The organism is Thiocapsa sp. UBA6158 (genome assembly GCF_002423035.1).
Lineage (GTDB): Bacteria > Pseudomonadota > Gammaproteobacteria > Chromatiales > Chromatiaceae > Thiocapsa.
In genome coordinates this window covers 1-26,459 of record NZ_DIUM01000047.1, presented here as the reverse complement: position 1 = coordinate 26,459, position 26,459 = coordinate 1, and the positions used below count along the sequence as shown (strand labels likewise).

Annotated in this window: 29 protein-coding genes; 15 read left to right on the top strand and 14 right to left on the bottom strand. The window is 64.3% G+C overall.

Features of this window, described 5'->3' with window-relative positions; translation table 11 throughout:
* Positions 1-11 precede the first annotated feature (11 nt).
* The 5 genes from B4N44_RS07115 to B4N44_RS07095 all read right to left on the bottom strand — a co-directional run bounded on the left by B4N44_RS07115 (position 12) and on the right by B4N44_RS07095 (position 3,868).
* On the bottom strand, positions 12-785 hold the full coding sequence (locus B4N44_RS07115) for a PP2C family protein-serine/threonine phosphatase (RefSeq protein WP_296698555.1): 774 nt from the start codon (positions 783-785) through the stop codon (positions 12-14).
* 52 nt (positions 786-837) lie between these two features.
* Positions 838-1,572 (bottom strand): DsbC family protein, encoded by a 735-nt coding sequence (locus tag B4N44_RS07110; RefSeq protein ID WP_296698551.1) that lies wholly within the window; start codon positions 1,570-1,572, stop codon positions 838-840.
* Positions 1,573-1,579: 7 nt separating this feature from the next.
* On the bottom strand, positions 1,580-2,062 hold the full coding sequence (locus tag B4N44_RS07105) for a YajQ family cyclic di-GMP-binding protein (RefSeq protein WP_296698549.1): 483 nt from the start codon (positions 2,060-2,062) through the stop codon (positions 1,580-1,582).
* A gap of 79 nt (positions 2,063-2,141) precedes the next feature.
* Positions 2,142-3,038, bottom strand: a complete 897-nt coding sequence (gene xerD, locus B4N44_RS07100) for a site-specific tyrosine recombinase XerD (protein ID WP_296698546.1) — start codon at positions 3,036-3,038, stop codon at positions 2,142-2,144.
* A 284-nt stretch (positions 3,039-3,322) separates the two neighbouring features.
* Entirely contained in the window at positions 3,323-3,868 is a 546-nt protein-coding gene (locus B4N44_RS07095) for a methylated-DNA--[protein]-cysteine S-methyltransferase (RefSeq protein WP_296698543.1), read from the bottom strand.
* 500 nt (positions 3,869-4,368) lie between these two features.
* Here B4N44_RS07095 and B4N44_RS07090 point away from each other — a divergent pair, with 500 nt between their 5' ends.
* Complete coding sequence (locus B4N44_RS07090; RefSeq protein WP_296698541.1) at positions 4,369-4,833, top strand: YcgN family cysteine cluster protein; 465 nt, start codon at positions 4,369-4,371, stop codon at positions 4,831-4,833.
* 128 nt (positions 4,834-4,961) lie between these two features.
* Here B4N44_RS07090 and yegQ read toward each other — a convergent pair whose 3' ends face one another.
* Together yegQ and B4N44_RS07080 are read right to left on the bottom strand one after the other, a co-directional pair.
* Positions 4,962-6,263 (bottom strand): tRNA 5-hydroxyuridine modification protein YegQ, encoded by a 1,302-nt coding sequence (gene yegQ, locus B4N44_RS07085; RefSeq protein ID WP_414718124.1) that lies wholly within the window; start codon positions 6,261-6,263, stop codon positions 4,962-4,964.
* A 47-nt stretch (positions 6,264-6,310) separates the two neighbouring features.
* Positions 6,311-7,510, bottom strand: coding sequence for a ChaN family lipoprotein (locus B4N44_RS07080; RefSeq protein WP_296698534.1), 1,200 nt, complete (start codon positions 7,508-7,510; stop codon positions 6,311-6,313).
* A gap of 109 nt (positions 7,511-7,619) precedes the next feature.
* Between B4N44_RS07080 and B4N44_RS07075 the strand changes: the two genes are divergently transcribed.
* The gene (locus B4N44_RS07075; RefSeq protein ID WP_296698530.1) at positions 7,620-9,758 is read left to right on the top strand and encodes a M1 family metallopeptidase; all 2,139 of its coding nucleotides are present in this window, start codon (positions 7,620-7,622) and stop codon (positions 9,756-9,758) included.
* A gap of 266 nt (positions 9,759-10,024) precedes the next feature.
* Here B4N44_RS07075 and B4N44_RS07070 read toward each other — a convergent pair whose 3' ends face one another.
* From B4N44_RS07070 to B4N44_RS07060, 3 genes are all read right to left on the bottom strand, one after another.
* Complete coding sequence (locus tag B4N44_RS07070; protein WP_296698527.1) at positions 10,025-12,193, bottom strand: alpha-amylase family glycosyl hydrolase; 2,169 nt, start codon at positions 12,191-12,193, stop codon at positions 10,025-10,027.
* Positions 12,194-12,313: 120 nt separating this feature from the next.
* Positions 12,314-13,387, bottom strand: coding sequence for an AI-2E family transporter (locus tag B4N44_RS07065; protein ID WP_296698524.1), 1,074 nt, complete (start codon positions 13,385-13,387; stop codon positions 12,314-12,316).
* 83 nt (positions 13,388-13,470) lie between these two features.
* Positions 13,471-14,145, bottom strand: coding sequence for a Fe2+-dependent dioxygenase (locus B4N44_RS07060; protein WP_296698522.1), 675 nt, complete (start codon positions 14,143-14,145; stop codon positions 13,471-13,473).
* A gap of 160 nt (positions 14,146-14,305) precedes the next feature.
* Here B4N44_RS07060 and B4N44_RS07055 point away from each other — a divergent pair, with 160 nt between their 5' ends.
* From B4N44_RS07055 to B4N44_RS07045, 3 genes are read left to right on the top strand one after another with little or no spacing between them, the layout of a single operon-like run.
* Complete coding sequence (locus B4N44_RS07055; RefSeq protein WP_296698519.1) at positions 14,306-14,896, top strand: hypothetical protein; 591 nt, start codon at positions 14,306-14,308, stop codon at positions 14,894-14,896.
* Positions 14,897-14,939: 43 nt separating this feature from the next.
* Positions 14,940-15,125: a hypothetical protein gene (locus tag B4N44_RS07050; RefSeq protein ID WP_296698517.1), complete on the top strand. Its 186-nt coding sequence runs from the start codon at positions 14,940-14,942 to the stop codon at positions 15,123-15,125.
* 1 nt (position 15,126) lies between these two features.
* Positions 15,127-16,920: an SLC13 family permease gene (locus B4N44_RS07045; protein ID WP_296698514.1), complete on the top strand. Its 1,794-nt coding sequence runs from the start codon at positions 15,127-15,129 to the stop codon at positions 16,918-16,920.
* Between the two features lie 223 nt (positions 16,921-17,143).
* Here the strand turns inward: B4N44_RS07045 and B4N44_RS07040 are convergent, their stop codons facing one another.
* Positions 17,144-17,458 carry a pyrimidine/purine nucleoside phosphorylase gene (locus tag B4N44_RS07040; RefSeq protein ID WP_296698511.1) on the bottom strand — a complete coding sequence of 105 codons (315 nt, stop codon included), beginning with the start codon at positions 17,456-17,458 and terminating at the stop codon, positions 17,144-17,146.
* A 227-nt stretch (positions 17,459-17,685) separates the two neighbouring features.
* Between B4N44_RS07040 and mepA the strand changes: the two genes are divergently transcribed.
* A complete protein-coding gene (gene mepA / locus B4N44_RS07035; protein ID WP_296698508.1) occupies positions 17,686-18,555 on the top strand; it encodes a penicillin-insensitive murein endopeptidase in 870 nt (289 codons plus the stop codon).
* A 162-nt stretch (positions 18,556-18,717) separates the two neighbouring features.
* On the opposite strand, the gene B4N44_RS07030 is transcribed toward mepA, so the two are convergent.
* Together B4N44_RS07030 and B4N44_RS07025 are read right to left on the bottom strand one after the other, a co-directional pair.
* The gene (locus B4N44_RS07030) at positions 18,718-19,101 is read right to left on the bottom strand and encodes a hypothetical protein (protein ID WP_296698504.1); all 384 of its coding nucleotides are present in this window, start codon (positions 19,099-19,101) and stop codon (positions 18,718-18,720) included.
* A complete protein-coding gene (locus tag B4N44_RS07025) occupies positions 19,101-19,712 on the bottom strand; it encodes a 2OG-Fe(II) oxygenase (protein WP_296698502.1) in 612 nt (203 codons plus the stop codon). The genes B4N44_RS07030 and B4N44_RS07025 overlap by 1 nt, the downstream gene beginning before the upstream one ends.
* A gap of 265 nt (positions 19,713-19,977) precedes the next feature.
* Between B4N44_RS07025 and B4N44_RS07020 the strand changes: the two genes are divergently transcribed.
* Entirely contained in the window at positions 19,978-20,931 is a 954-nt protein-coding gene (locus B4N44_RS07020; RefSeq protein WP_296698499.1) for a DMT family transporter, read from the top strand.
* Between the two features lie 59 nt (positions 20,932-20,990).
* Here the strand turns inward: B4N44_RS07020 and B4N44_RS07015 are convergent, their stop codons facing one another.
* Positions 20,991-21,545 (bottom strand): hypothetical protein, encoded by a 555-nt coding sequence (locus B4N44_RS07015; protein WP_296698494.1) that lies wholly within the window; start codon positions 21,543-21,545, stop codon positions 20,991-20,993.
* A gap of 129 nt (positions 21,546-21,674) precedes the next feature.
* On the opposite strand from B4N44_RS07015, the gene B4N44_RS07010 reads away from it, so the two are divergent.
* The 8 genes from B4N44_RS07010 to ccsA (B4N44_RS06975) all read left to right on the top strand — a co-directional run.
* Positions 21,675-22,733 carry an Sfum_1244 family protein gene (locus tag B4N44_RS07010; RefSeq protein WP_296698491.1) on the top strand — a complete coding sequence of 353 codons (1,059 nt, stop codon included), beginning with the start codon at positions 21,675-21,677 and terminating at the stop codon, positions 22,731-22,733.
* A gap of 18 nt (positions 22,734-22,751) precedes the next feature.
* On the top strand, positions 22,752-23,015 hold the full coding sequence (locus tag B4N44_RS07005; RefSeq protein WP_296698489.1) for a CpsB/CapC family capsule biosynthesis tyrosine phosphatase: 264 nt from the start codon (positions 22,752-22,754) through the stop codon (positions 23,013-23,015).
* A 2-nt stretch (positions 23,016-23,017) separates the two neighbouring features.
* On the top strand, positions 23,018-23,659 hold the full coding sequence (gene ccmA, locus B4N44_RS07000; RefSeq protein ID WP_296698788.1) for a cytochrome c biogenesis heme-transporting ATPase CcmA: 642 nt from the start codon (positions 23,018-23,020) through the stop codon (positions 23,657-23,659).
* Between the two features lie 6 nt (positions 23,660-23,665).
* A complete protein-coding gene (gene ccmB, locus B4N44_RS06995) occupies positions 23,666-24,337 on the top strand; it encodes a heme exporter protein CcmB (RefSeq protein WP_296698486.1) in 672 nt (223 codons plus the stop codon).
* 23 nt (positions 24,338-24,360) lie between these two features.
* Positions 24,361-25,119 carry a cytochrome c biogenesis protein CcsA gene (gene ccsA, locus B4N44_RS06990; protein WP_296698483.1) on the top strand — a complete coding sequence of 253 codons (759 nt, stop codon included), beginning with the start codon at positions 24,361-24,363 and terminating at the stop codon, positions 25,117-25,119.
* Positions 25,116-25,286: a heme exporter protein CcmD gene (gene ccmD / locus B4N44_RS06985; protein ID WP_093028827.1), complete on the top strand. Its 171-nt coding sequence runs from the start codon at positions 25,116-25,118 to the stop codon at positions 25,284-25,286. The genes ccsA (B4N44_RS06990) and ccmD overlap by 4 nt, the downstream gene beginning before the upstream one ends.
* Entirely contained in the window at positions 25,283-25,759 is a 477-nt protein-coding gene (ccmE, locus tag B4N44_RS06980; protein WP_296698475.1) for a cytochrome c maturation protein CcmE, read from the top strand. The genes ccmD and ccmE overlap by 4 nt, the downstream gene beginning before the upstream one ends.
* A partial coding sequence (gene ccsA, locus B4N44_RS06975) for a cytochrome c biogenesis protein CcsA (protein ID WP_296698471.1) occupies positions 25,759-26,459 on the top strand: 701 nt, incomplete at its 3' end. The genes ccmE and ccsA (B4N44_RS06975), both read left to right, overlap by 1 nt.

Here is a 26,459-nt window from a genome sequence, read left to right as displayed (position 1 = left end):
GGGCGCGCACATCAGCCGGAATCGCACGACGGCCCGCCGACCCGCAGCAGCGCCAAGGTGATGTTGTCGGTACCGCCGCGCTCGTTGGCGAGACGCACCAGCGCCTCGGCGGCGGGCTCGAGATCGTTCCCGAAGCTCGCCGTCAGCACCTGACACAGCCAGTCTTCCGGCACCATGCCCGTCAGACCGTCCGTACAGAACAGAAAGATGTCGCCGCGTGCGAGATCGGCAACCCCGCCGGAGACCTTGACCTTCGGCGACGAGCCCAACGCTCGGGTCAGGATATTGGCCCCGATGCCGTAGCGACGGGCATCCTCGCGCGTGCTGAAGAACCCTTGGTCGACGACCTCTTGGATGAAGGAGTGATCGCGCGAGAGCTGCTCAAGTCGTCCTTTGCGAAACCGATACAATCGCGAATCGCCCACGTAGCCGAACGCCAGCCAAGCGTCGCCGACGGACCCCACCACCACCGTGGTCCCCATCCCGGAGAGATCCGGCTCCGTCTTGCTCAGGGTCAAGATGGCGAGATTGGCGTCCTGGATCACCCTCTCGACAAAAGCCTGCGCCGCATCCGAAGGCATTTGACAGGCCATGTGCTCTCGAAAACGCTTGGCGATAACCTCGACCCCCAATGCGCTTGCGACCTCGCCCGCCCGGGCGCCGCCGATGCCGTCCGCCACGATCAGGAAACCCAGGGCGGGGTCGACGGCCACCGCATCCTCGTTGCGGGTGCGCACGCGGCCACGGTCGGTGCGCCAGGCATATTCGAGTGTATGAGTCCTCATGACGCCATCGCGCAGCGCTTCGACGTCATCGTCTGCGCTCGACGATCGTGGCTCAGGATCCGGGCGCCCCGTTGAGCTGGGCCGCCAGGCGCTTGGGCTCCACGTAGCCCGGAATCATCTCGCCGGTCTCGGTGAGGATGGCCGGGGTCCCGCGCAGGCCGAGCTCTTGGCCGAGCGCCATGTGCGCGTCGACGGGGTTTGTACAGGTCTTCTCCGGGATCGCTTTACCGGCCTTCGCGTCGGTCATGGCTGAACGCTGGGCGGCAGCATCGCCGGCGCACCACACCGACACGGCCTCGGTGTAGGCAGGACTGCCCTGCCCCGCGCGCGGATAGAAGAGATAACGGACACGGATTCCTTCTTTGAGATACTCGTCGATCTGGCCGTGCAGTTTACGGCAGTAGCCGCACTCGATGTCGGTGAAGACGGTCACGGTGTGCTTGGCGTCGGCCGGCCCGAAGACGACCATCTGAGACTCACCGACCGCGTCGACCAGGCCCTTACGCGCTCCGGCCAGACGCGGCTCGCTCAGATCCTCTCGCGTCTCCAGATCGACGATCCGCCCGTCGACGAAATAACGCCCGTCGCCGGTGACATACATCAGTTGAGTGCCGATCATCACCTCGTAGAGCCCCTTCACCGGAGAGGCCGTCACGCTGTCGATCTCGACGCCCGGAACGATCTTGCCGAGTGCATCCCGAATGGTCTTCTCGGGCGATGCCCACGCGGATTGCGCGGCGAGCATCAGGGCGGCAAGGGCGAGCACGGAAACTCTGGCTTTCGTCATTGGATTCTTAATCTCTGAAGTTGGTGAACTGAATCGGCAGACCCCAGTCCTCGCCGCGCAGCAGCGCGATTGCTTCCTGGAGGTCATCGCGTTTCTTCCCGGAGACCCGGACCTGGTCCCCCTGGATCTGGGCCTGTACCTTGGTCTTGCTCGCCTTGATGGCCTTGACCATGCGCTTGGCGGTCTCGCTGTCGACACCCTGCTTGAGCGCGATCTCCTGGCGGGCGGCACTGAGATTCGAGACCGGATCGCCGGGGTCGATCGAAGAGAGGTCGACCTTTCGTTTGACCAGCTTCTGGCGGAGGATATCCATCATCTGCTGCAGGTGAAATTCCTGCTCGCCGATCATCAGGATTTTTTCGTCGCTCAGCTCGAAGCTCGCCTTCACCCCCTTGAAATCGAAGCGTGTATCGATCTCGCGATTGGCCTGATCAACCGCATTGCGGACCTCCTGCAGGTCGATTTCCGAGACGATGTCGAACGATGGCATAGGTTTTCTGACTCCATACGCAAATCACCGAAGTCGGCCATTGTGCGAGAAAACACGCCAAAAGCGAACTGCTCGCACATCATCCTCGCGGATGATGCCGCGCATGGAGCTGCTTCAAACGCTCACGCGCAACATGGGTGTAGATCTGCGTGGTTGAAAGGTCGCTGTGGCCGAGGAGCATCTGCACTACCCGCAGATCCGCGCCGTGGTTGAGCAGGTGGGTGGCGAAGGCGTGGCGCAGGGTGTGGGGCGAGAGGGGTTTGTAGACACCTGCCTCGAGCGCATAGCGCTTGATCAGCAGCCAGAACGCCTGACGCGTCATGCACTCGCTGCGAGAGGTCGGGAAAAGATAGTCGGTCACGCGACCGCCGAGCAGCTCGGCACGGGGTCCGCGCAGATAGTCCAGCAGCCAGGATGTCGCCTCCTCTCCGAGCGGCACCAGCCGTTCCTTGTCGCCCTTGCCGACGATCCGCACGACGCCCTGCGTCAAGCCGACCTGGCCCGTCGTCAGGGTCACCAGCTCGGTCACCCGCAGACCGCTGGCGTAGAGCACCTCGAGCATGGTGCGATCGCGATGGCCACGCGCATCGGCGGTATCGGGCGCGCCCAACAGCGCCTCCACCTCGAGCTCGCTCAAGCTCTTCGGTAGCGGACGACCGAGCTTCGGTGCCTCGACACGGGCGCTCGGATCGTCGCGGATCACACCGCGCCGCAGCAGATATTGATAGAACTGGCGTAGACAGGATAGAAGACGCGCGCTCGAGCGCGGCTTGCGGCCCTCCTGCGAGAGAACGACCAGATAATCCAGCAGATCAATCCGCTGCGCCTCGATCAGCGAGCGACCACGCTCGCGCGCGACCCAGGCGGCAAAGGCACGCAGATCCGACTGATAGGCCGCCAGTGTATTGGGGCTCAGACCCCGCTCGAGCCAGAGTGCGTCGGCGAAACCCTCGATGACCCCCGAATCCGGGGGCATTAAACCACGTCTCCCGCGACATGCGAGGGCGTCGTCCCCGGTCGAGCGATGTTCACAAACCGGGCCGGTAGGGTGGACACGCGAGAACGAAGTCCACCGAGTCCTGTGCAGGGGGTGGTGGTGGACTGCACTGCGCTTGTCCAGCCTACGGTGCTTGTCCGCGCTACGGCAGCGATCAGCGACTTGACCGGATTGATGAGCGGGACAGCCGGCTGTCTTTGCAGCAACCCGCGAACGTCCGAGCGGACGCGATTCAAGGAATTGCCTTCTTTATTCTTTTTCACTTAAACCGCGTCAGGGAAAAGTCCACGAGGATCCTCCCGCAGCGGGTCCGACTCAGACGCCTGCCGGGAACAAGGACGCGGTTTACGGGCCTCGTGGGAGAGCAGCCAGCGCTTGACCTCAAGCTTACGTCCGCTCGTGTCGCCCGAGAAACCGCCGAGCCCGTTGACCGCGACGACCCGATGGCAGGGCACCACGATCGGACAGGGGTTGGCGCGACACGCCTGCCCGACTGCACGCGCGGCGCTCCCGAGTCCTCGTGCGATCTCGCCGTAGGTGCGGGTTTCGCCCGCAGGAATCCGACGCAGCTCGGCCCAGACGCGTTGTTGGAACTCCGTGCCGACCAGCACGACCGGGAGATCGAAACCGGCCGACGCCTGCTCGAAATAGGCCGTCAGCTGTTGCCGGATGGCCGACGGCATCGTTTCAGGGCCCGAGCCCGCCCCGGCGCTCGCGACCGGCGGGTCCAAATCAACGCCTGTCAGGGTCTCGCCGTTCCAGTGGATGGCGATCGGGCCGATGGGGGTCTCGAGCAGAGTCTGCGGCATGATGTGTCTCCCTCCGACGGTGTCGCGGCATCCGGTCTTCGGCCGACGCGAGGTCGACTTCATCTTAAACCGCACCGCTGCGCCGGAAAAGGGCAACGCCTGCCTGTGGATAAGTCTGTGGGCGACTTGTGCGGTAGGACATGAGTGTAGTCGCCATGTCACTGTTTTCTCGAAAGCCAAAGACCAACGATAAACGTATGATAACAATAAAATCAATGGACTATAGATTTTCCCGGAAAATGAACGCGCAGGCACGAGGTTTCAGAGTGTCCCTTTGGGCGACGTGAGTCGGTGTGCATAACGTCTCTGCGGCTTGATTCGGGTTCGCAGAAAAGTCAAGCCCTCGACGATGAACGCCGATCCGATCAGGACCCCGTTGCGAAGAGCCCGGACCGAACTCACCGGCTCGAGATCCAACCGCGGGCTCGCCCGATGCGGGTGCATCGACCGTGCGGATCGGTCAAGATAGGCGAAATCAGTGACCTGTGGATATTCCGGACATGAGTGAGCTCGATGAAGGCCCTGTTGCAGACGTGGCGAGATTCTGGGAAACCACCCCGCTCTCGGCCATGAGCCCCGAGCAGTGGGAGTCGCTCTGCGACGGCTGCGCGAAATGCTGTCTGGAGAAGTTCGAGGAAGAGGAGACCGGGGACATCATCTATTCTCGCGTGGCCTGTGCGCTTCTGGATCTCGATACCTGCAGATGCAGCGATTACGCCGACCGAGCGCGGCGCATGCCCGATTGCGTCACCTTGACACCTGCGGCGCTGGCGTACTCGCGGTGGCTTCCCGAGACCTGCGCATACCGCCTGTTGGCCGAGGGCAAACCGTTGCCGAGTTGGCATCCGCTGATCACCGGTGACCCGGATTCCGTCCTGGAAGCCGGGCAGAGTCTCTATGGGCGGGCCATCAAGCCGGGGCCGAAGACCGACCCGCTGATGCACCTCATCGATTGGATCCGCTAAACCGCGACCAGCGCGGTATGCGATTTCTCGAGATGGGATCGGTCCCGGCAGATTTGACGACCGCTGGAGCCGGCGCTGTTTAAGCCCGGTCTCCGGCGCAGCGTTGTGCGTCCTTTGGTCCGTATGACCTACACGGACGATGTTGCCGGGGGCTCGGACAGCATTCGGGTCAGCAGCGCGTGCCCGTCGAGGGCCGAGGAAACCGATGCCGGGACGGGGATGCGCACCTCCCAGCCGTCGCCCGGGGCGAGCTGTAGATCCGTATCGTCGTCTCTGCGCATGGATTCCAAGCGGAAACTGTGATTTCCGGCCGGGGTCAAGAGCTCCAGCTCATCGCCCACCGCGAAACGATTCTTGACCCTGACGTCCGCCCAGCCGTCACGACTTCCGGTGACCTCGCCGACAAAGATCTGCCGCTGGTTGCGCGAGGCACCGTCGTCGTAGTTCTGAAGCTCGCTCGGGGCATGACGGCGGTAGAAGCCTTCGGTGTAGCCGCGGTTGGCGAGCCCTTCCAGATCGGTCAGCAGCTCGCCGCGGAATGCACGTCCGGCGAGCGCGTCGTCGATCGCGACGCGATAGACCTGGGCGGTGCGCGCGACATAATAGTGCGACTTGGTTCGGCCCTCGATCTTCAACGAATCGATTCCCATCGACACCAGCCGTCCGACATGCTCGACCGCGCGCAGATCACGCGAATTGAGGATGTAGGTTCCCTGCTCGTCCTCGAAGATCGGCAGATAGGAGCCCGGACGCTCGCGCTCTTCGAGCAGATAGACCTCGTCGGCGGCAGGATGGCGCGGTGCGCCCATCATGTCGATGGACAGGTCCGAGGACGCCGCCAGCGGCTCGCGCGACGCCGCACTCGCCACCCGATAATCCCAACGGCAGGCGTTGGTGCAGGCACCCTGGTTCGCGTCGCGATGATTGAAGTAACCGGACAACAAACAGCGCCCCGAGTAGGCGATACAGAGTGCACCGTGCACGAAGACCTCGAGCTCGACATCGGGACAGGCGGCGCGGATGTCGGCCACCTCGTCCAACGACAGCTCGCGCGAGAGGATGACCCGCGAGATCCCCTGCGACGCCCAGAAGCGCACCGCCGCTGCATTGGTGGTGTTCGCCTGGACCGAAAGGTGGATCGCCTGATCGGGCCAGCGCTCGCGCACCAGCATGATCAGACCGGGGTCGGCCATGATGAGGGCGTCTGGACCCATCGCGAGGATCGGCTCCAGATCCGCGATGAAGCTCTTGAGCTTCGCGCCGTGGGAGAGGATGTTGGCGGCGAGATAGAAGCGTTTGCCGCTCGCATGCGCCTCGGTGATGGCGCTCGCGAGGGTCGCCCCGTCGAAGGCATTGTTGCGCACGCGCAGGCTGTATCTGGGCAGGCCGGCATAGACGGCGTCCGCCCCGAAGGCGAAGGCATAACGCATCGCCTGCGGCGAGCCTGCAGGCGAGAGCAGCTCGGGTGGCGGGCGGCTCAACGCAGCTCCACCTGGAAGCTCAGGCGCTCGTCGGCGCCGCGCTTGCGCTCGCGCAGGACCTCGACCGGCATCTTTTCACCCGGCCCCTTGTCGAGCAGAGCGATGCGCACATCGGCGTAGGCGCTCACCGCTTGATCGCCGATCTGCACGATGCGGTCCCCTTCCTGGATACCCGCGTCCTTCGCACCGCTGGACTCGGCGAATCCTTGGATCAAAGCACCGCCGCGATCGACGCCCGATTCGAGCATGACCCCGAGCAGTCCGGACGCGGGCAGGGCAATCTCCTGCGGATAGAGGAAGAAGTCCGCCGCAGCCGGATCCATGTTGCGCTGGGTGCCGTTGAGGATGGTCACCGTCGGAACATCGACACGGCGCGTCAGCCGACTGGGGATCCCCTGCCCGTATTCGACATGACCCGATCCGGCCAGGACCACCAGGGTGCGCTCCGGGTTTGCCTTCAGATAGTTCGCCGCACGCTCGGCCATCCCCTCGTCCCAGAGGAGCTGAACCTCCAGAAAGTTCTCGACGTCCTGTTTGCGCTCGCTCGGATGCATCGCGAACACCGCCTCGATGCGCTCGCGATAGGTCGGATCGCTGCGATCGATCTCGGCCGGGATGCGCGCGCGCTCGGCATCGGTCAGACCCGCGATGCCGACCTCGCCGACACGCCGGGTCAGCTCGGCCTCCAAATTCAGTGCGATGACCGGGATGCCGTGCTCACGGGCGAAACGCAGGATGGGACGATAAAGCCGATAGTCGAACCGCCAGCGGTCGAAATATTCAGTGCGGCGCAGAAATTCCGCCTCGTCGATCTCGCCCGCGACATAGGCATCGATCGCCGTCTGATAGGGCTGCTGGAAGAACTCCATCCCGATGGCCAGAGATTTGCCGCGTGCGTGCAGACCCTCGATCACGGCCAGCTGATTGAGGTGATCCTCGTAGCGGTCGTGGCTCTCGCCGACGAAGACGACACGCCGATCGGCGATGCGATCGAGCAGGTCGCTCATGTCCGACAGCGCGGCAAGCTCCAGCACGCGGGTGCCCGGGTCGATCGCTTGCGTCGAGCCGACCGGAGCGCCGAGGGGCGCGTCGACTTGCGCAGAAGCCGTATGCGGAGGCGAAGCCTCGGGCCCAGCGCAGGCGCCGGACACCAGCACGGCCGTCACGACGAAGGCCGAGAATTGAAAATAGGACACGAAAAATCCTCTCTGGTCATGAGCCGATTTGGCCCGCATAGTTGTAACCGGCGCATTGCGGACAGCTCGCTCGCGCTCCCGATCCCTCAGCCGCCTGGACCCTAGACTGATGCGAAACCCCTTCGTTTCAAGCCTCCTGCTCTTCCCTTCCCTACTTCTCGGGTCGATCCTGCTCGGGTCGACACAGGTCGCGGCAGCTGCAGCGCTCGTGGAGCACGCAATCGAGGCCCGTGTCGACCCCGATGCGGGCACCCTGCAGGTGCGGGATACGCTGACGTTTCCGGACGACAGACCGGAATGGCTGCTGCTCCTTCACGCCGGGATGGAGCCGGACGTCACGTCGAACAATGCGCGGCTCGACACCGCCGAACGACTCGATCATCTGACCGGCTACCGGCTTCGCATCACCGGACCCGGTCCCGTCACCCTGGCCTACGGCGGATCGATCCGCCATGCGCGCGAGCAGATCGCCGAGGGCATGGGCCGTGCCCGCGAGTGGTCGCGCGGCACCATCGCGCCCGAGGGCGTCTTCCTCGACGGCAACAGCGGCTGGTATCCGCGCATCCCGGACAGCCTTCAGACCTTTACGCTCGCAGTCACGCTTCCGGACGGCTGGACCGCGGTCTCGCAGGGCGAGGGCCCGGGCGATCCGGCAAGCGGACGCTCCACCTGGCGCGAGACCCATCCGCAGGACGATATCTATCTGATCGCGGCACCCTTCGAGCGCTATGTCGACCGCGCTCGGGCCGGAGACACCGCATTCGAGGCCCAAGTCTATCTGCGCGAGGCCGACGCCGCCCTGGCACAGCGCTATTTGGACGCGACGGAGAGCTACATCAACCTCTATTCCGGGTTGATCGGCGACTATCCGTTCGCCAAGTTCGCGCTGGTCGAGAATTTCTGGGAGACCGGCTACGGCATGCCCTCCTTCACGCTGCTCGGACCGCAAGTCATCCGCCTGCCCTTCATCATCCACACCTCCTACCCTCACGAGATCCTTCATAACTGGTGGGGCAACGGCGTCTATGTCGACTACCAAGCCGGCAATTGGTCCGAGGGGCTCACCACCTACCTGGCCGATCACCTGCTGCGCGAGCGCGCCGGCGAGGGCTGGGTCTATCGGCGCGAGATGCTCAAAGGCTATGCCGATTATGTCCGGGACAGCAGCGATTTTCCGCTCGTCGAGTTCCGCGGCCGTCACGGCGCGGCCTCCCAGGCGATCGGCTACGGCAAGAGCGCCATGCTCTTTCACATGCTGCGCCGCCAGCTCGGCGACGAGGCGTTCAAGGCCGGGCTTGCGCGTGTCTGGACCGACAACCGTTTCCGTGTCGCCGGCTTCGAAGATCTGAGTCGTTCGTTCGAAGCCGCGAGCGGGCGCGATCTCGCAGCCTTTTTCGAGACCTGGACGACGCGCACCGGGGCCCCGCGACTCCGACTCGCAGACGTCACGGCAACCTCCGACGGTGCGGGCTTCGCCGTGACCGGTCGAATCGAGCAGACCCAAGACGGCGAGCCCTTCCCCGTGCGCGTCCCCGTGCTCGTGCATCAAGAGACGGGCGACCCGGTCAGTCTCGCAGTGGAGCTCGACGGGGCGAGCGTGGACTTCAAGGTCCACCTGCCGTCCGCGCCGGTGCGGGTCGCGGTCGACCCCTGGGTCGACGTCTTCCGCGAGCTGCTACCGGGCGAGACACCCGTTGCACTGAGCAACCTCTTCGGATCCGAGCTCGGGCTCATGGTCCTGCCCGCCGGCGCACCCGAGGCACTCAAAAACGGCTACAGTCGCCTCGCCGAGGCATGGAAGACGGGTCACCCGGGCTGGGAGATCCGGTGGGACGACACACTGAAGGCGCTGCCCGAGGACCGGGCGGTCTGGCTGATGGGCTGGGAGAACCGCTGGCTCGATCGATTCGCACAGCTGGCGCAAGGTGTGGTGTTGGAGCCCGAGCAACGCCGTCTCCGACTCGGCGACGAGGACAGGCTCGACGGCGCGCAGGTCAGCCCCGTGCTCAGCGCGTGGCATAACCGACAGCCGCTCGGCTGGCTCGCCGCGAGCGACCCGGCCGCACTTCCCGGCCTTGCGCGCAAGCTGCCGCACTACGGGAAATACAGCTATCTGACCTTCAGCGGCAGTGCGCCCGACAATCGGGCGAAGGGCCAATGGCCGTCGGGCGACTCCGAGCTGGTGACCTGGCTCGGCCCGAAACGCGCGCTTGCGCCGGTCGCCGAGCCTCCCGCGCTGGTGCCCTGATCGGAGCGCTCTTTCTTCACCGACACCATGGCCCTCGACCCCGGAGAGGTCTTCGTCTCGCCGCTCGATCTCAACGAAGTCCGCGACCGCCTCCAGTAGCGGGACGGCTGCGGCAGCCGGGCCGAGTGCGGCTCGGGTGACCTCTCGAGACCATGCTTGGAAGGTGGTCTCGCACATCTCCGACGATCGGCTCGCGGCGCTCGGCGCCCGGACGGCCAGTCGCTTCGCCTGGATCGGCGCAGCCTCGGGCCCGACGCACACCGAGGTCAGCGTAGATAAACCCCGTCCTCGCCGATCTTCCCGGGGCCGTCCAAGACATAGATCCCGGCCGAGTTGGCCTTGACGTGAAACAGCAGGCGGCCGTGGCACTCCTGCTCCTGGCCGGTCACCGCGTCGCGATAGATCCCGGGCCGGACCCCGTCGATCCCGATCTCCTGATCGGAGCCGATGGCAAGCCCCACCACGACATAGGTCCCGCTTTCAGGGTGATCGCGCACGAATCGCATCCCGCTGCCCCATTCGGCGAGATGGCTCAAACCGGCCTTCTGCAGCGCGGGAATCGCGCGGCGAATCAGGTTGAGACGCTGGATGTGGCGATAGAGCGGGTTGCTCTGCGTCTCGGCGATGCGCGCCTCGCTCAGGTGATCGCCGAAATAGGCCCGTCCGGTCTGATGCAAGGTGTCGCGCTCGCCTTCGACATCCTGGGGCGCGCCCTTCATGAACTCGATTTCTTCGCCGAAATACAGACAGGGGATCCCGCGCACGGTCCAGATGAGGTTGTAGGCCGCGGCGGCCATCCACTGCTCGCCCTTGAAGCGGTATTTGAAGTCGTTGTCCGGACCGACGTCGTGGTTCTGCAGAAAGGTCACGAGCTGCGTCACGTCGCCGTAGATCCAGTCCATGCCGAGGATCTGGGCGGTGCCGGCATAGGTGCCCTTGCTGACGGTGTCGCGGAAGGTCGAGAAGAGGCCGAAATCCAGCTGCGGGAAGCCCGAGTCGCCGCCGGACTGCGGATCTTGGGGGTCATGGCCAATACGCGTGTACCACCAGGGTCGGATCTGCGAGGGACCGTTGTCGCCGCCGCCGAGATCGCCCCAGCCGTAGCCCTTCACCAGATTCTCGCCGAACACGAAGAGGCCGGGTTTGTGCGCCTTCCAGGCGTTGATGTATTCGAGCAGGTTGTCGCGCTCGACATGCTTGACCGTGTCGATGCGCAGCGCATCCACACCCATGTCCAGATACCGATTGATGGACCCGATCAGATAGTCCTTGACGTTTTGGCGCTCGGTGGCCAGGTCGATGCAGTCCCCGGCCAGGTGCTTGTGCTGGAGCGAATGGGGGCTCTCCCAGTCGCCGCCGCAGATGAAGCCCTCCTGGTGGTACCACTCGGGGTCCAGATCATTGGGGTCGATACCGAAGAAACGCCCGGGATCGTAGCCGGGCTTGGGCACCGTCTCGCCGGTCTTGGGATCGACCAGCGGCTCGATACCCTCCGGATCGCTGTCGTGGCGCTCGCGGTACCATTCGGGTGCGACCGGGTTGTCGATGTCGTCGCGATTCGGCCAGGCGTAATTGCCGAGATGACCCTGGTAGGGGCCATGATCGACCTGCCCCTGCTCCGCGCCTTGCGGCACGTAATATTTGATCGGCAGATGGTCGATGTGCACCTTCCCCCGGATGCCGTACTGGCAGGAGTGGTTCACGACGACGTCTTGGATGATCTTGATGCCCTTGGCGTGGGCGGCGTCGATCAGGTCCTGATAGGTCGCTCCGGATGACTCCAGACGCGGATCGATGCGGGTCCAGTCGTAGGGATGATAGCCGTGGTAGTCCAGACCGGAGCGGTTCTCCACGGGCGGCGTGATCCAGATGGCCGTGAAGCCGAGGTCGCGGATGTAATCCAGACGTTGGATCAGACCCTTGAAGTCGCCGCGCCAGTGGGGATCGACCGGATTGCCGGCTTCGTCGAACTGGATGCGATCGCGGCAGAAGAAATTGTTCGACGGATCGCCGTCGTAGAAGCGCGTGGTGATCAGAAAATAGATGCTCTCCTCGCGGAAATCGCTCCGCTCGGCAACCGGCCGCAGCTCGGTCGTAAAGCTCGGCACGGTGCGCGTCGCTTGCGGCGGCTCGGCGCTTTTCAAGGACCGCACGCGATGCCCGGGGCGATGATCGTGCCAGTGGCTTCGGGCGTCGAGCCAGCCGTCGGCATCGCGGAAGTGATCGTGCGTCTGGTGGCCTTCACCGTCGGTGAAGACCAGATGCGCCGAGCAGGTTCCGGCCAGACGGATCCGGTACCAGTGCTCGTCGAGCGTCTCCATCGGCACACCGGGCCAGTCGCCGCGAGGCCCGCTCGGCTTGGCGTCCCAGACATGGACGCGGACGATCGCGCCCCAGCCGGGGCGGCGCTCGAAGTGGAGGATCAAATCGGACATCGAGAAGACTCCGTGTCTCTGTGAAAAGATTCGGCCCGCGTGGGCCGCGGTACCGCGGGCGAAGCGCGCGGCTCAGCCCTGCCGTGCGGGATCTTGCGTCGACGGCACTGCGGCGGCGTTCTACGCAGACTCGGAGCCGCCGTGCAGCCAGGCGAACAAGAGCTTGTAGCCAAGCACCAAGACGACCGAGCCGACGAAGAGTCCGATGATTCCGGCACTGAGGAACCCGCCGATTGCACCGACGAAGATCACGGCCATCGGGACATCCACACCGCGTCCGAGAAGAAAAGGCTTGAGGATGTGCTCCAAACTGTATACGAAGAGGCTCCAGACCAGAAACGCGAGAAAGGTCAAGGTTCCGACCTGGAAGAAGACATAGACCAGGATACCCACCGTGATCGGGAGGATGCCGATCTGCACCACGCACATCACCAGCGCCAGCAGCGCCCAGAGCCCGGCCGCGGGGACGCCGATCGCCAGCCAACCGAGACCGGCGAGGAGCGACTGGATCAAAGCGACACCGAGAATGCCCCGGGTCACGCTGCGAATGGTTGCCTCGGAAAGCTTGGCGAACTCCACGCCCCGTGCCCCCGCCAGCCGCCGCGCAAAGGCCACGCTCGCGCGTTGGCCTGCCTTGGCCTGCGCAAGCAGAAAGCCTGCGATCAGGATGGCGACCAGGATATGCAGCAGGCCGACACCTGCCCCGCCGGCCACACCGATCGTCCAATGCAGGGCAGCCTTGAGCTCGGGTTCGACCTCCATGAGCACCGCCCGGAAATTCGATGTGCCCTCGGACCAGACACGCGCGATGTCGTCACCGATCATCGGCAGATGTACGAGGGCATCGGGCAAGGGCGGAATCTTCAGCGATTCGTGCCTGAAGGCAGCGATGACGGTGTGCACCTCCCCTACGAGCGAGGCACTGAGCAGCAGCGCGGGGATCAGCAGAAACGCAAAGCAGAGCCAGGACATGATGACGGCTGCGAGGATGCGACGCCCGTGCAGAAGCTGCGTCAGTCGCTCGTACCCCGGATAGAGTCCGATGGCGATAATGATCGCCCAGGCAAAGGGCACGATGAAGGGTCGCACGATATCGAAACACCAGGCGAACAGGATCGCGAGGATCGCGATGCGGATGAACGCCTCGATTGCTCGGTCCAAAAAGATGCGATCCCCGTCGCCGCACTGTTGCATGCTTGATCCCCTTTGCTCTTGAAGACAGCCTTCTCGGCCCGTTCAAATCGCGCCCGGCGCGGTCCGTCGGGGCCGGATCCGGGCTAGAGATCGCTCCACATGCGCACGAGGTTGGCGTAGGAGCGATCGACGTAGGCGGTGATGTCCTCTTCGGGTGCCGTCTTGAGCAATCGCTCGCGGGCGAGATTCAACTCGTAGAGCAGCTCTCGGCGTGCGGGATCGCGCACGTAGCTCTGGATCCAGGTCAGGGCGACCAGACGCTCCCCGCGCGTAACCTCCATCACGCGGTGCAGACTCGAGGAGGGATAGACGACGGCGTCGCCCGCGGCCAGCTTGATCGTCTGCTCCCCGAAGGGGGTGCGGATGGACAGCTCGCCGCCATCGTAGGACGCCGGATCGTCGAGAAAGATCGTCATGGAGACATCCGAGCGGAAACGCGGACCGGTCGTCCCCATGATCGGATCGTCGACATGCTCCCCGTAGGCCATGCCCGGGGTGTAACGGGCAACGATGGGGTCTGCCACCCGATACGGCAGGACACCGAACCGAAAGGTCTCGTGATGGCCGAGACTCGCCATGATGATGCGGATCAGACGCTGCATGCGATCGGGTTCCGGGCGAAGCTCTTCGTTGTGCTTGACCCGACCCGCGGCAAATCCGGCGGTCAGTTTGCCGTCGACGAAGGCTGCATCCGCGAGGGTCTCGTGAATCTTGGCGATCTGTGCGCTGTTGAGAAGCGCCGGGATGGTCAACAACATACTGTGCTCCGAGGGCGACACGACGCGCGTTGCAGTCGCCGCGGCCGCAAAAAAAGGATCGATGAACTGAAACCGCGTCTCGGCATCGGACCTCAGCGCGGTCGAGCCCGCTCGGTATAGTACTATCCGAGACCATCACCAACGACGTGCGAGGCAACCGATGCTTCTGAAAGCCATCATCGACGATCGGATCTACGAGCTCAACGTCCCGGATGCCCTAATCGGCCAAGCGCAACCTTTTTTCGAGAGGCTGGACCGGGATATGGACGCCGGCTGGCAGATGAGCCGGGAGTGGGTCGAAAGGCCGGATCGGCTGCAGCGTTGCCAGATCGTCGCCGACAAGCTGCTCACCGCGCTCGAGTCCGAGAACCAAAAGCTCGGGGTGATGATGGCCGGCTATATCCTGGCGCGTCTGCCGGGGGTCGAGTCCGTCGAGCTCGACGTGCAGGGCGAGATCCAAAACAACCGATTCAACCTGACCGAGCATCGACCGGCCGAAGAGACGCCGCGCTCTGCAACGAATCCCGGCGCTCTCGATAAACTCGGCAAGCTCGAGGCGATGGAGCAAGCCGGCAAGGACGTGACCAAGGTCTTCAAGGTCGGACGCGGCTGGCGGTTCTCGGTCTTCGATCACGCGACCGGGGCCTGGCAGGACTCGCCGCTCGCACCGACCGAAGAGGACGCCTCGCGGCTGCGCCAAGAGGCCTTCAAGGCCCGCTACGAGGCGCTGCAACGCGGTCGCGATCACTAAACGGGATTTCCGGCCCGTCCGACCGGATTCCACGAGTCAAACGATGGCCGACATCTTCAGCGTCACTGCGCCGTTGGCCCTGCGCTGCCCGGACGGCACGCGCAAGGTGATCGCGGCCTGTTTTCCTCATTCCAGAGGGCTTCTCTATCTGGAATCGGACGAGGGTGCTGACTACCCGAGGCGGGAGCAGATCCGCTCCATTGCCCGACGGCTCGGTGCCTCGATTTAACGTGGAGACGAGCGCCTTCCTTCAACTCGGCTGGCAGGGCTGGTTCAGCCTCGGCATCGTGGTGCTCTGCTTCGGGCTCTTCGCCTTCAGCCGAGCGGCACCGGATGTCGTCACTGCCGGTGCACTCACCCTGCTGCTCCTGTTCGGCATCCTGACCCCGACGGAGGCCCTGAGCGGTTTCTCCAATCCGGGCATGCTGACCGTCGGCGTGCTTTACGTGGTCGTCACGGGCCTCACCCAGACCGGTGCCGTCGGTTGGATCGGCCCGGGCCTGCTCGGACATCCGCGCGGTCCGACGGATGCGCGTCTGCGCCTGATGTTGCCCGCCGCCGGTCTGAGCGCATTCCTGAACAACACGCCGGTCGTGGCCATCTTTATCCCGGCCGTGCAAGATTGGGCCAAGCGACAGGGCCTGGAGCTCTCGCGCCTGCTCATCCCGCTCTCCTTCGCCAGCATCGTCGGCGGCACCTGTACCCTGATCGGGACCAGCACCAACCTGGTGGTCAACGGGCTCTATACGGAGCGCCTCGGCGGCGAGGGGCTCGGCCTCTTCGAGCCGATCTGGATCGGCCTGCCCATCACGATCGCGACATTGGTCTTCATGCTCACGGCGGGACACTGGCTGCTTCCGAAACGGACCTCCGCGGCTGCCAGCTACGAGGATGTTCGACAGTATACGTCCGAGATGCTGGTCGAGCCGGGCAGCCCGCTGATCGGCAAGAGCATCGAGGATGCCGGTCTGCGCCAGCTCCCCGGGCTCTTTCTGATCGAGATCGAGCGCGGCGAGCAGGTGATAGCGGCAGTGTCCTCGCAGGAGGTGCTGCAGGCGAACGACCGGCTGGTCTTTGCCGGGATCCTGGATTCGGTGATGGACCTGCAGCGCACCCGCGGCCTGATCCCGGCGACCAACCAGGTCTTCAAGCTCGACGTGCCGCGCCCCGGGCGCTGTTTCGTCGAGGCGGTGCTGTCGGACAAATCGCCCTTGGTCGGCAAGAGCGTGCGCGCCGGGCGGTTCCGCAATCGCTACGATGCCGTGATCATCGCGCTGGCGCGCAACGGCGAGCGGGTCGACCGCAAGATCGGCGATATCGTGCTGGCGCCGGGCGACACCCTCCTGCTGGAGACACGGCCGGACTTCGTGGAGCAGCAGAAGAACTCGCGCGACTTCCTGCTGGTGAGTCAGATCGGGGACTCGCATCCACTCAAGCACAGGCACGCGCCGGTCGCCATCGCCATCGTGATCGGGATGGTCGCCGTCGTCACCGCGGGATGGCTCAGCATGTTGGAGGCCGCCCTGCTGGCCGCGGGGCTCATGATCCTCACCCGATGCACCGACAGCCGCACCGCGCGGCGCTCGCCGGACTGGCAGGTGCTGGTGGTGATTGCGACCTCCTTCGGCATCGGTGCTGCCTTGGAGAAGACGGGCGCGGCCTCGCTGGTGGCCGGCGGTTTGATCGGGCTGGCGGACGGGGACCCCGGGGTGACGCTCGCCCTGGTCTTTACGGCGACCGCACTCCTCACCTCGCTTGCGACCAACAACGTCGCGGCTGTGCTGGTGTTCCCGATCGCCGTACAGGCGGCTCAAGCCATGGGGGTGTCGCCCGAGCCCTTTATCTTGACCCTGATGGTCGCTGCATCCGCCAGCTTCGCCACCCCCATCGGGTATCAGACCAACCTGATGGTGTTTAATGTCGGCGGCTACCGCTTCGGGGACTTCGTGCGGATCGGTGTTCCCTTGACCTTGATCGTGGGATTGGTGACGGTCCTGATCGTTCCGCTCGTCTGGTCCTTTTAAACCGCGCCCCACGCGGCATGCGATGTTTTTGGATGGGTTCGGCCCCGGCGGATTTGACGACCGCTGGAGACTGCGCGGTTTAAGAGATTAAAAAATATATGATTTTAAACCGCATCCACGGTAAGGGCCGTGGATGCACCAAACGCCGAACTCACTCGAAAGTGATCATCTCGCTCTGGACGCGGTTTGACCGAAAACCCCTGATCCGCCAGGCACGGCCCGATCAGCTGACGAAGGAACAGCAATAGTCGGTCAGCGTCCGCACGCGAAGGCTGAATGTCGCCCGAGCCGGAACCTCGAACGACTCCCCGCCCTGAACCTGCACCCAATCCGCAGCATCGGGCAGCAGGACATCGAGATCCCCGGCGAGGATTTCCATGATCTCCTTGTTGTGGGTCGTGAACTCGTAGTCGCCCGGCTGCATGATGCCGAGCGTCTTCTTGCTGCTGTCGGGAAAGCGGATGGTGCGGCTGGTCACGCCGCCGCCGAAGTAGCAGTTGGCCTTCTTGACGACGCTGACGTTGGTGAATTCGGACATGCGACTGAACCTCGTTCTCTGAGAATCGGTGACGGCGCGCGCCGCAGGTCGAACGAGGTCGTCGCGCAGCGGCTCTCGGTCCTAAACCGCGCCGACTCCAACGGTCGTCAAGTCTGCCGGGGCCGATCCGGTCCAAAGACATCGTATACGGCGCTGAGCGCGGTTTAGGAGCGATCCGCGTATCATGCGCGGCAGTCTCGTTTGCTGGAAGTCATTCAGGAGAATCCATGGCCCGGATCACTCAGGTCCACGCGGTCGGACCCGCCCTCGCCTTCTGCATCGTCGGCGCCCTGCTCTTTTTCGCAACACAGAACGTCCAGGCCACGCCTTGGGCCGCGGTCGCCGCGCCGAGCAGCGGGCCTCCCGAGGTGATCGGCGGCGTGTCCAACGGCTGTATCGGCGGTGCCGACGCCCTGCCGGAGACCGGACCCGGTTACGTGAGTATCCGTCGCTATCGCAACCGCTACTATGGTCACCCGGATCTGCTGCGCTTCGTCGAAGACATGGGCCGCGCGCAGCAGTCGCGCGGCGAGCGTCTCGTCATGATCGGCGATCTCAGCCAGCCGCGCGGCGGGCGCATGCCGTCGTCTCATCGCAGCCATCAGAACGGATTGGATGTCGACATCTGGTTCACGCTGGCGGACTCGCCCGCCGCGGCCCGGCGCCTGATGGACGATCACTCCGATCCACAGAGTATGGTCCAAGCCGGCGGACGCACGGTGAGTGCAGCCTGGGGGCCGGCCCAGAGCAACCTGATCGAGACGGCCGCACGCCATCCGAATGTGGATCGGATCTTCGTCAACGCGGCGATCAAACAGGCCCTTTGCCGAAACAGCGGCAGCGCGGATCGGGATTGGCTCCGCAAGATCCGCCCTTGGTGGGGTCACGATGCACACTTTCATGTGCGGCTGCGCTGTCCGGCCGGAAACCCGGATTGCGAATCGCAAGCCGCGCTGACCGGCGACGACGGCTGCGGCGCGGACCTCGCCTGGTGGCTGAGCGACGAGGCCCTCAAACCCTCGAAGGGCGGCGGCAGTGCAGCAAAGCCCGAGCCACGCATGCCGCAAGCGTGCAGCGCGGTCCTGCACGATTTCTGATCGCGCGAACCCGGCAATCTCGACACAAGCAAGCCGTAGTCGGGTTGGGCGCGCCGCAACCCGACGTGGCGGCAGCTGCCCGCGATGGCCCATGTCGGATGACGCGTCGCTCAGCCCGACCCGATCAACCGCTTTTCGTTGCGCCCTTGCGGTTCTTGCGTTCTACGAGACGGCGCGGCGCAAGGCCGCCTCGACCCGCGCGGGCTCGATCGGAAAGGCAATCGCCTCGAAGACCGGAAAGCGTGCGGTCATGGCGTCGAGCTTGTGTCGGTATTCGCTCTGGTAGAAGCAGATCACCTTGACCTCGGGATGACGCTGTAGACGTGCCATCAGGGTTTCAAGGTTGCTGGTGCGATCCCTAAAATCGGACTGGAAGTTGTATTCGGCGACGATGACGTCCGGGATATGACGCTTGAGCACCGCCTGCGCCTTGCGCTGCGAAGCGACCACCTCGACCTCGAATCCCAGGCCGCGATACAGCGGCGTCAGGTTGGGGTAGCCGCCGAGCTCGACGATAGCCAGCAGGGTCGGGGCAGGGTCGCTCATCAGGCGAAGACCACCCAGGTCGTGGCGATGTATTTGACGCCGGCCCGGATGACCGCCGCGCGGTGCTCATGTGTCCAGAAGGGCGGGAAGAGGACGAGCTTGCCGCGCTCGGGGCGCACGGCGACACCCTGATAGAGAAACTCGGTCTCTCCGCCCGGACCCGGCACGTCGTTCAGGTACCACAGCGCCACCAACTGGCGTTGACTCAGCTCGTGACTGCCGCCGTCGACATGCCAATGGTAATACTCGCCGGGTCGGTAGCGCTGCACTTGGTAGCCTTCATCCTTGAAAGGCCCTTTGAAATAGGGATAGGTCTCGCGAAACTCCTTGACCGCGGCGGCGAGCGAGCCGAAGAACATCCGATCGGCATCCTTCCAGTCCGGCTTGTTGCTCACGACCAGATCCGTGGTGCGCTTGACACCCGGATCCTCCGTGCGAAGCTGCCCGACCCGCCCGGCATACTGGTATTCGGGCTGGGCCTCGAAACGCTCGATCACGGCGTCGCAGAAAGCGGGCGGGAGCGCCAATGGCCGCTCGAAGATGAAGCTCCCGGCTTTCACCTCGCGGATCGTGGGCAACGGGGGCACGGTACGTTCAACGGCGAAGGTCATGGCGGCTGAGTCGACTCATGGAAGATTCGCTCTATTGTCCGGACCCGATGCGGCCGAGGTCAAACCGGAGCGCACCCGCGCGCTTGAGTCGGAGATCGGAGATCGGAGATGTAATATGGGACCGTTGCCGGCATCGGTTGGAGGATGCTCCCGTCAGTGACCCTAGACCCGGCCGGTCGATCGTGATCGAGATTACGGACATGCTTGAGACAGACACCCGGACGCCATCCGCGCCGACCCAAACCGAACCCTTGCAGTCATCCCCATGCAACTGACCCGGCGGCATCGCCTCGCCGATTGGGTCATGCTGCTGTCGCTGACCCTGATGTGGGGCACATCCTTCCTCCTGACCAAGATCGCCGTCGGCGGTCTGCCGTCCGATCTGGTGGTCACGGGACGTTTGGTCGTGGCCGCGGTGCTGCTCGTCCCCGCGGCCTGGATGCTCGCGGCCCGGCCGGTCGCCGGGGCGCGGCTCTGGGTCTTCTATGTCCTGATCGCCGTGTTCGGCAATGTCCTGCCTTTTTCCCTGATTGCCTGGGGCCAGACCTTCATCGACAGCGGTCTGGCCGGCATCCTGATGGCCGTGATGCCGTTGGCGACCCTGGGGCTCGCCCACTTCCTCGTACCCGGCGAGCATCTGACACGCTATCGTGTGGCTGGTTTTGTGCTGGGATTTACCGGCGTCGTGGTGCTGGTCGGCCCGGACGCCTTCGCGGACCTCGCCAACGGCCAAGGGCACCTGCTGCCGATGCTGGCGGTACTGGGCGGGGCGATCAGCTACGCCGTCTCCTCGATCCTGGCGCGGCTTCGCCCTTCGAGCGATGCGCTCTTCAGCGCGGCCTCCACCATCTCGCTGGCGTCGCTGATGATGATGCCGATCCTCTTTCTGACCGGGGATGTCGCCGGGGATGTCGCGTTACAGGTCGCCCCGGAGACACCGCACCTGGTCGCAGTCGTGCTGCTCGGCGTCTTTGCGACCGCGATCGCGACCATCGTCTATTTCAAACTCGTGAAATCGGCCGGTCCGTCGTTCGTCTCCCAGCTCAACTACCTGATTCCGCTCTGGGCCGTGGGCGTCGGGATGCTCTTCCTCGGCGAGGAGCCCGAGCGAAATCATCTCTACGCACTCGGTCTGATCCTGTGCGGCATCCTGGTCACCCAATTGGAACGCCGCGCGACCCCATCCGATCGTACCCCGGCCCCGCGCAGGTCGGGGTAGATCGGATCAGCGCAGCGTCACCCGACAGTCAACCTTGCGCCGAACCGGCGGCGTCGAACTCACTCGAACAGATCGCGGAATGCCTTGGAGAAGCGCTTGTAGGCATCCCATCCGTCCTTGTCCATCACCTGATCGATGACCCAGCGATTCTCCTCGCTCGGACCCATCAGGGATTGGATCTCGAAGCCGAGATGGCGCAGGAAGGCGTAGCTCGGACCCTCGTCGTCGAATTGGTAGTCGGCATACTCGCCCGAGCGGGCGTTGAGCCGGGCGATGAAGGGCCCGCCGTAGTCGCCCGGACCGAGCAAATCCTGCGTATTGTCCTGCACATGCTCGAAGACCTTTTTCGCGAAGGCGGTGATCAGGGTGCGGCGGTCCTCGTCCTTCAAGATGCCGTGCGACATGCGATCCGCGATCTGGATCAGGAAGACCAGGTACTCCTCGATCACGTCCAAGCGCTGACGATCGCTCTCGTAGACGAAGCGCTCGCAGTGCAGATTGATCGCCTTGTCCACGGCGATGCGCCAGGCGATGAAGGCCAGTGCGCTCGCAATCTCCGGGAGCGAGCGCTCCTGATCGTCGTTCCACCAATGACTCTTGATACGTAATGCCACGTCCGACTCCTGTTTCGCGACTTGTTTGGACCGACGCCGCCCCGAGATTGGCAGCGCGGTACGAAGCTGATAGCTTGATGCCCGATTATTCTACTCAGAAAAAAGACCCTTCCGGCTCGAGGTGTACAGATGCCGAATCCTGCAATCAGCGTGCTCGCCGAGGCCGTGCAGTACAACTGTCACGTCTCGGATGCACGCCACGGCGCCGATGACTCGCTCTGCATCTATCTGATGAAGATGCGGGAGTATTTTCGCTGGGAAAAGCACCTCCCTTATGGTGCGTCCTTGGAACGCGAGCAAGTCGGAGCGTGGCTCCAAGCGCGCGAGCAGCTTTGGGAGGAGCTCGAAGAGGCGGAGATGCGGCCCATCGAGATCGACGGCCAGCGCTACGACCCCTTCGACGCGGAGGCCATCAACAGCCAACTCACCCCGCTCGGTCTGGTCTACAGCGGCGGGCTCGGCAACCGGGCCAAGCCGCACTTCGTGCTCGGCGCACTCGAGCAACGCCGCTCGAGCGAAGGTTATTCGGTCTTCGTGGTCGCCCGTGAGTATGCCCGTGACCTGAGCGCGCCGCCGGCCATGACCCTGGGTCGAACCATCTTCGTGCGGCGCGAGTCTCTGCGACGCTACCTGTGGGAGAAGCTCGAAGGCTGGCGCTGGCATCGCCCGGACAACGCGCTCGGGCGCGCCTTCGCCTGCTACGACTTCGAGGGCGCACTCGAGGCGTCACTCGACGCCATGACCGAGCGCGAGATCAAGACCCTGCTGCTGCACGAACAAGGCGAGTACGCGGCCGGACAGCGGCTCGGCGAAGACTGGAACGCCATGCTGATGACGCTCGCCAACACGCCAGCCGAGCTGATGGCACGCGCGGTGCGCGATCACCTCGCCGATTGTCTCGTCACACTGCCGGCGCTGGCGGAGACGGGCGAGCCGGCCTCGCTGCACTGTTATATCGGCACACTCACGGGCATGCGTCAGCATCTCTTCCCGGCGCTGCGCGATGCCTACGAGACCTGGCTCGAGAGCGCTGCGACCGAGGCGTTCATGCACGCGGCGGAGCAAGGTCGCACCCATTGGGAGCAGCTCGCCGAGGAGATGCTCGGGCTCTACCGGCGACACGACGGCGAGACGCCAAATGCGAGCCCCGATGCGATCCGGCATCTCGTCGAATCCCGTCGACTCTAGCACCGGCCCAAGGAATCCATGCGACTGCAACCCGCCGTGATCGACGCCCATTGCCATAGCCTCCCGGGCCTCGACGACGTTGCGCACACCGTCGAGACGGCGATCGAGATGTCCAGGGCAGCCGGCACGGGTGGAACAGGCGGGATCCTCTGCACACCCCATCACCTGAACGGGGTCTACAAGAATCCGGCTACAACGGATCAGGGCCCGGGCGGTTGTGGAATGCCGACCCAGCGTATATCGTTGCCCGCCGGCCTTGGCCGCGAGCCCGACACAACATGACAATGACGCATTTCACTCCAGGACGCGGTTTAGAGGTGACACAGCTCGAATGCCGGCGCGGCGACCGCATGCTGTTCTCCGGCCTGGATTTCGCCGTTGCCGGGGGCACGCTCCTGCACGTGCGGGGCGCAAACGGCAGCGGCAAGACGACGCTCCTGCGCTCGCTGTGCGGGTTGTTCACGCCGGACTCGGGCGAGATCCGCTGGAACGGCGAGTCGACACGTCGTCTCGGCGAGGACTATCGGCGCGATCTGCTCTACTTCGGCCATCTGAACGGCATCAAGGCCGACCTGACGGGTATCGAGAATCTCCGTGTCGCCGCGACCTTGGACGGGGATCGCATGGAGGAGTCCGCGATCTGGGCGGCGCTGGCGCGGATCGGCCTGGTCGGCTTCGAGGATCTGCCCACGCGCATGCTCTCGCAGGGTCAGAAAAAGCGCGTGGCCTTGGCACGCCTGATCCTGAGCACTGCCCTGCTTTGGGTCCTCGACGAGCCCTTTACCGCATTGGACGTCGGTGCGGTGGATCTGCTCGAGACCCTCATCGCCGAGCATGTGGCGCACGGGGGCATCGTCGTTCTCACGACTCACCAGGAGGTCGGTCTGACCTCCGGCCAGGTCGAACGCCTTCACCTCGGGAGCTGACCGGCCGTGCTGCGTGTCTTCTGGTGTGTTCTGCTGCGTGATCTGACGCTGGCCCTGCGGCGACGCACGGACGTCTTGACCACACTTTTTTTCTTCATCATCGTGGTGAGTCTGTTTCCGTTGGGCGTAGGCACCGAGCGACAGATCCTGCAGATCCTCGGTCCGGGGGTGGTCTGGGTGGCGGCCTTGCTGGCCTCGATGTTGGCGCTCGAGCGCCTGTTCGCGGCTGACTACGAGGACGGTACGCTCGAGCAGATGGTCTTGACCGCACAGCCCTTGTCGATCCTGGTGTTGGCCAAGATCACGGCCCACTGGTTGCTGACCGGGTTGCCGCTGGTGCTCATCGCTCCGCTGGTCGGCATGCAGTACCATCTCTCCGATGATGCGATCCTGATCATGATGGTTGCCCTGCTGCTCGGCACACCGGTGCTGAGTCTGATCGGGGCGATCGGCGCGGCTCTGACCCTGGGGCTGCGCGGCGGCGGCATTCTCTTGTCGCTGTTGATCCTGCCGCTTTATATCCCGGTGCTGGTCTACGGGGCCGGGGCGGTCACGGCAAGCGGCATCGATATGGCCGACACGCGACCCTATCTTGCCTTGCTCGGGGCTTTTCTGGTCGCTGCCCTGACGTTCGCGCCGCTGGCATCGTCGGCTGCGCTTAAGATTTCAATCGAATAATCCGAGGGATGGCCCCTTCACCCATGGCTTCGAACTGGTTTAGATTTGCCGCTCCGGCCTCCTTCTACCCGCTTGCGGGACGACTGATCCCGGTGTTTTGGATCCTGACCGGGGTGTGTCTCTTGGTCGGCCTCTACTGGGGATTCTTCCAGACGCCCGATCAGCTCGGCGGGAGCAATGCGCAGAAAGAGTACTACCGCATCATCTTCATCCACGTCCCGGCCGCTTGGATGTCGATGTGGCTCTATGTCGTGATGGTGGGCTGGGCGGCGATCGGGCTGGTGTTCAACACGCGGCTCTCCTTCATGATGGCCAACGCGATCGCACCGACCGGGGCCATCTTCACCTTCCTGGCGCTCTGGACCGGGGCCTTTTGGGGGCGTCCCAGCTGGGGCACCTATTGGGATTGGGATCCACGCCTCACCACGGAGCTGATTCTTTTCTTCATGTACATCGGCTACATCGCACTGCACTCGGCGATCGACGACACGCGTCGTGCCGACCGGGCTGCGGCCCTCCTGGCGATCGTCGGACTGGTGATGGTCCCGCTCATCTTCTGGTCCGTGAACTGCCCGGATCCGAACCAATGCGCGGCACTGCATCAGCGCTCCAACCTGACGCAGATCGAGGGCAACATCCTTTTTTCGATGTTGGTGGTGACCTTCGGGTTCTGGATGTATTCCTTCGCGTCCACCCTGATGCGGCTGCGCAGCATCATCCTGACCCGCGAGGCCGACAACACCTGGGTGCAGGAGCTTCACCTCAAGGGTCATCGAGCATGAGCGAGTTCTTTTCTCAAGGCGGTTACGCCTTTTTCGTGTGGGGCGCCTACGGCATGGTGCTGGTGCTGCTCGTGGCGGAAATTCTTCAATTGCGCGCTCAACGGCGAACCATTTTGGCCCGTCTTGGTCGATTGATCCGGATGCGCGACTCTGGAGTGAATCAATGAAAGCAAGACAGAAACGTTTGGTGTTCGTCGGCCTCGCCATCGTCGGTGTCGGCGCGGCCTCGGCCTTGGCCTTGAGTGCACTCAACAGCAATATCTCGTACTTCTTCAGCCCGTCCCAGGTCATGGCGAGCGAGGCCCCGGCCGAGCACGTCTTCCGTCTCGGGGGCTTGGTGACACCGGGAACGGTGGCACGTCAGGAGGACGGCTTGACGGTCAAATTCGACGTGACCGACAACGCCGAGACGGTGAAGGTCGCCTACACCGGGATCCTGCCCGACCTCTTCAGCGAGGGCCAAGGGGTGGTGACCAAGGGTCGACTCGGTGCAGACGGCGTCTTTTACGCCGAAGAGGTCCTCGCCAAGCATGACGAGGAATACATGCCGCCCGAGGTCGCGTCCACCCTTCAGACGGCCCACGTGAACGGGGTCATCGAGTCGGTCGGCACTGCCGGCACCGGCGGAGCCTCCAACTAATGGTCCCGGAGCTCGGTCACTTCGCGCTTGTTCTCGCACTCGTCATCACGATCGCGCAGGCATCGGTCCCGCTGCTCGGCAGCTTTCTCGGCAACCGCCGCTGGATGGAGATGGCTCGCCCCCTCGCCCGCGGCCAGTTGACCTTCGTTGCCATTGCCTTCGTCGCGCTCCTGCATGCCTTTTTGACCGACGACTTCTCGGTTGAATATGTCGCGGGTCACTCCAACACACTGATGCCGCTCCTCTACAAGGTCTCGGCAATCTGGGGCGGCCATGAAGGGTCGTTGCTCCTGTGGGCCTTGATGGCGGCCGGATGGGGTGCTGCGGTCGCGGCCTTCAGCAAGAATCTGCCGTTGGCGATGGTGGCTCGCGTCATCTCGGTCCTCGGCATGGTGGCGATTGGCTTCCTGCTGTTCATGCTCTTGACCTCGAACCCCTTCGACCGGCTCTTCCCGGCACCGCTCGAGGGTCGCGACCTGAACCCGCTGCTGCAGGACTTCGGCCTGGCGATCCACCCGCCGATGCTCTACATGGGCTATGTCGGCTTCTCGGTCGCCTTCGCCTTCGCGATCGCCGCACTCATCGGCGGCAAGCTGGACTCGGCCTGGGCGCGCTGGTCGCGGCCATGGACCACTGCGGCTTGGGTCTTCCTCACCATCGGTATCGCCTTGGGCTCCTGGTGGGCCTACTACGAGCTGGG

What these genes read in the sequence shown, in the direction of transcription:
- B4N44_RS07115 (WP_296698555.1), bottom strand. Translation starts at nt 785, where the DNA reads ATGAGGACTCATACACTCGAATATGCCTGGCGCACCGACCGTGGCCGC.
- B4N44_RS07110 (WP_296698551.1), bottom strand. Translation starts at nt 1,572, where the DNA reads ATGACGAAAGCCAGAGTTTCCGTGCTCGCCCTTGCCGCCCTGATGCTC.
- B4N44_RS07105 (WP_296698549.1), bottom strand. Translation starts at nt 2,062, where the DNA reads ATGCCATCGTTCGACATCGTCTCGGAAATCGACCTGCAGGAGGTCCGC.
- xerD (WP_296698546.1), bottom strand. Translation starts at nt 3,038, where the DNA reads ATGCCCCCGGATTCGGGGGTCATCGAGGGTTTCGCCGACGCACTCTGG.
- B4N44_RS07095 (WP_296698543.1), bottom strand. Translation starts at nt 3,868, where the DNA reads ATGCCGCAGACTCTGCTCGAGACCCCCATCGGCCCGATCGCCATCCAC.
- B4N44_RS07090 (WP_296698541.1), top strand. Translation starts at nt 4,369, where the DNA reads ATGAGTGAGCTCGATGAAGGCCCTGTTGCAGACGTGGCGAGATTCTGG.
- yegQ (WP_414718124.1), bottom strand. Translation starts at nt 6,263, where the DNA reads ATGCGTTATGCCTTCGCCTTCGGGGCGGACGCCGTCTATGCCGGCCTG.
- B4N44_RS07075 (WP_296698530.1), top strand. Translation starts at nt 7,620, where the DNA reads ATGCGAAACCCCTTCGTTTCAAGCCTCCTGCTCTTCCCTTCCCTACTT.
- B4N44_RS07070 (WP_296698527.1), bottom strand. Translation starts at nt 12,193, where the DNA reads ATGTCCGATTTGATCCTCCACTTCGAGCGCCGCCCCGGCTGGGGCGCG.
- B4N44_RS07065 (WP_296698524.1), bottom strand. Translation starts at nt 13,387, where the DNA reads ATGCAACAGTGCGGCGACGGGGATCGCATCTTTTTGGACCGAGCAATC.
- B4N44_RS07060 (WP_296698522.1), bottom strand. Translation starts at nt 14,145, where the DNA reads ATGTTGTTGACCATCCCGGCGCTTCTCAACAGCGCACAGATCGCCAAG.
- B4N44_RS07055 (WP_296698519.1), top strand. Translation starts at nt 14,306, where the DNA reads ATGCTTCTGAAAGCCATCATCGACGATCGGATCTACGAGCTCAACGTC.
- B4N44_RS07050 (WP_296698517.1), top strand. Translation starts at nt 14,940, where the DNA reads ATGGCCGACATCTTCAGCGTCACTGCGCCGTTGGCCCTGCGCTGCCCG.
- B4N44_RS07040 (WP_296698511.1), bottom strand. Translation starts at nt 17,458, where the DNA reads ATGTCCGAATTCACCAACGTCAGCGTCGTCAAGAAGGCCAACTGCTAC.
- mepA (WP_296698508.1), top strand. Translation starts at nt 17,686, where the DNA reads ATGGCCCGGATCACTCAGGTCCACGCGGTCGGACCCGCCCTCGCCTTC.
- B4N44_RS07030 (WP_296698504.1), bottom strand. Translation starts at nt 19,101, where the DNA reads ATGAGCGACCCTGCCCCGACCCTGCTGGCTATCGTCGAGCTCGGCGGC.
- B4N44_RS07025 (WP_296698502.1), bottom strand. Translation starts at nt 19,712, where the DNA reads ATGACCTTCGCCGTTGAACGTACCGTGCCCCCGTTGCCCACGATCCGC.
- B4N44_RS07020 (WP_296698499.1), top strand. Translation starts at nt 19,978, where the DNA reads ATGCAACTGACCCGGCGGCATCGCCTCGCCGATTGGGTCATGCTGCTG.
- B4N44_RS07010 (WP_296698491.1), top strand. Translation starts at nt 21,675, where the DNA reads ATGCCGAATCCTGCAATCAGCGTGCTCGCCGAGGCCGTGCAGTACAAC.
- B4N44_RS07005 (WP_296698489.1), top strand. Translation starts at nt 22,752, where the DNA reads ATGCGACTGCAACCCGCCGTGATCGACGCCCATTGCCATAGCCTCCCG.
- ccmA (WP_296698788.1), top strand. Translation starts at nt 23,018, where the DNA reads ATGACGCATTTCACTCCAGGACGCGGTTTAGAGGTGACACAGCTCGAA.
- ccsA (WP_296698483.1), top strand. Translation starts at nt 24,361, where the DNA reads ATGGCTTCGAACTGGTTTAGATTTGCCGCTCCGGCCTCCTTCTACCCG.
- ccmD (WP_093028827.1), top strand. Translation starts at nt 25,116, where the DNA reads ATGAGCGAGTTCTTTTCTCAAGGCGGTTACGCCTTTTTCGTGTGGGGC.
- ccmE (WP_296698475.1), top strand. Translation starts at nt 25,283, where the DNA reads ATGAAAGCAAGACAGAAACGTTTGGTGTTCGTCGGCCTCGCCATCGTC.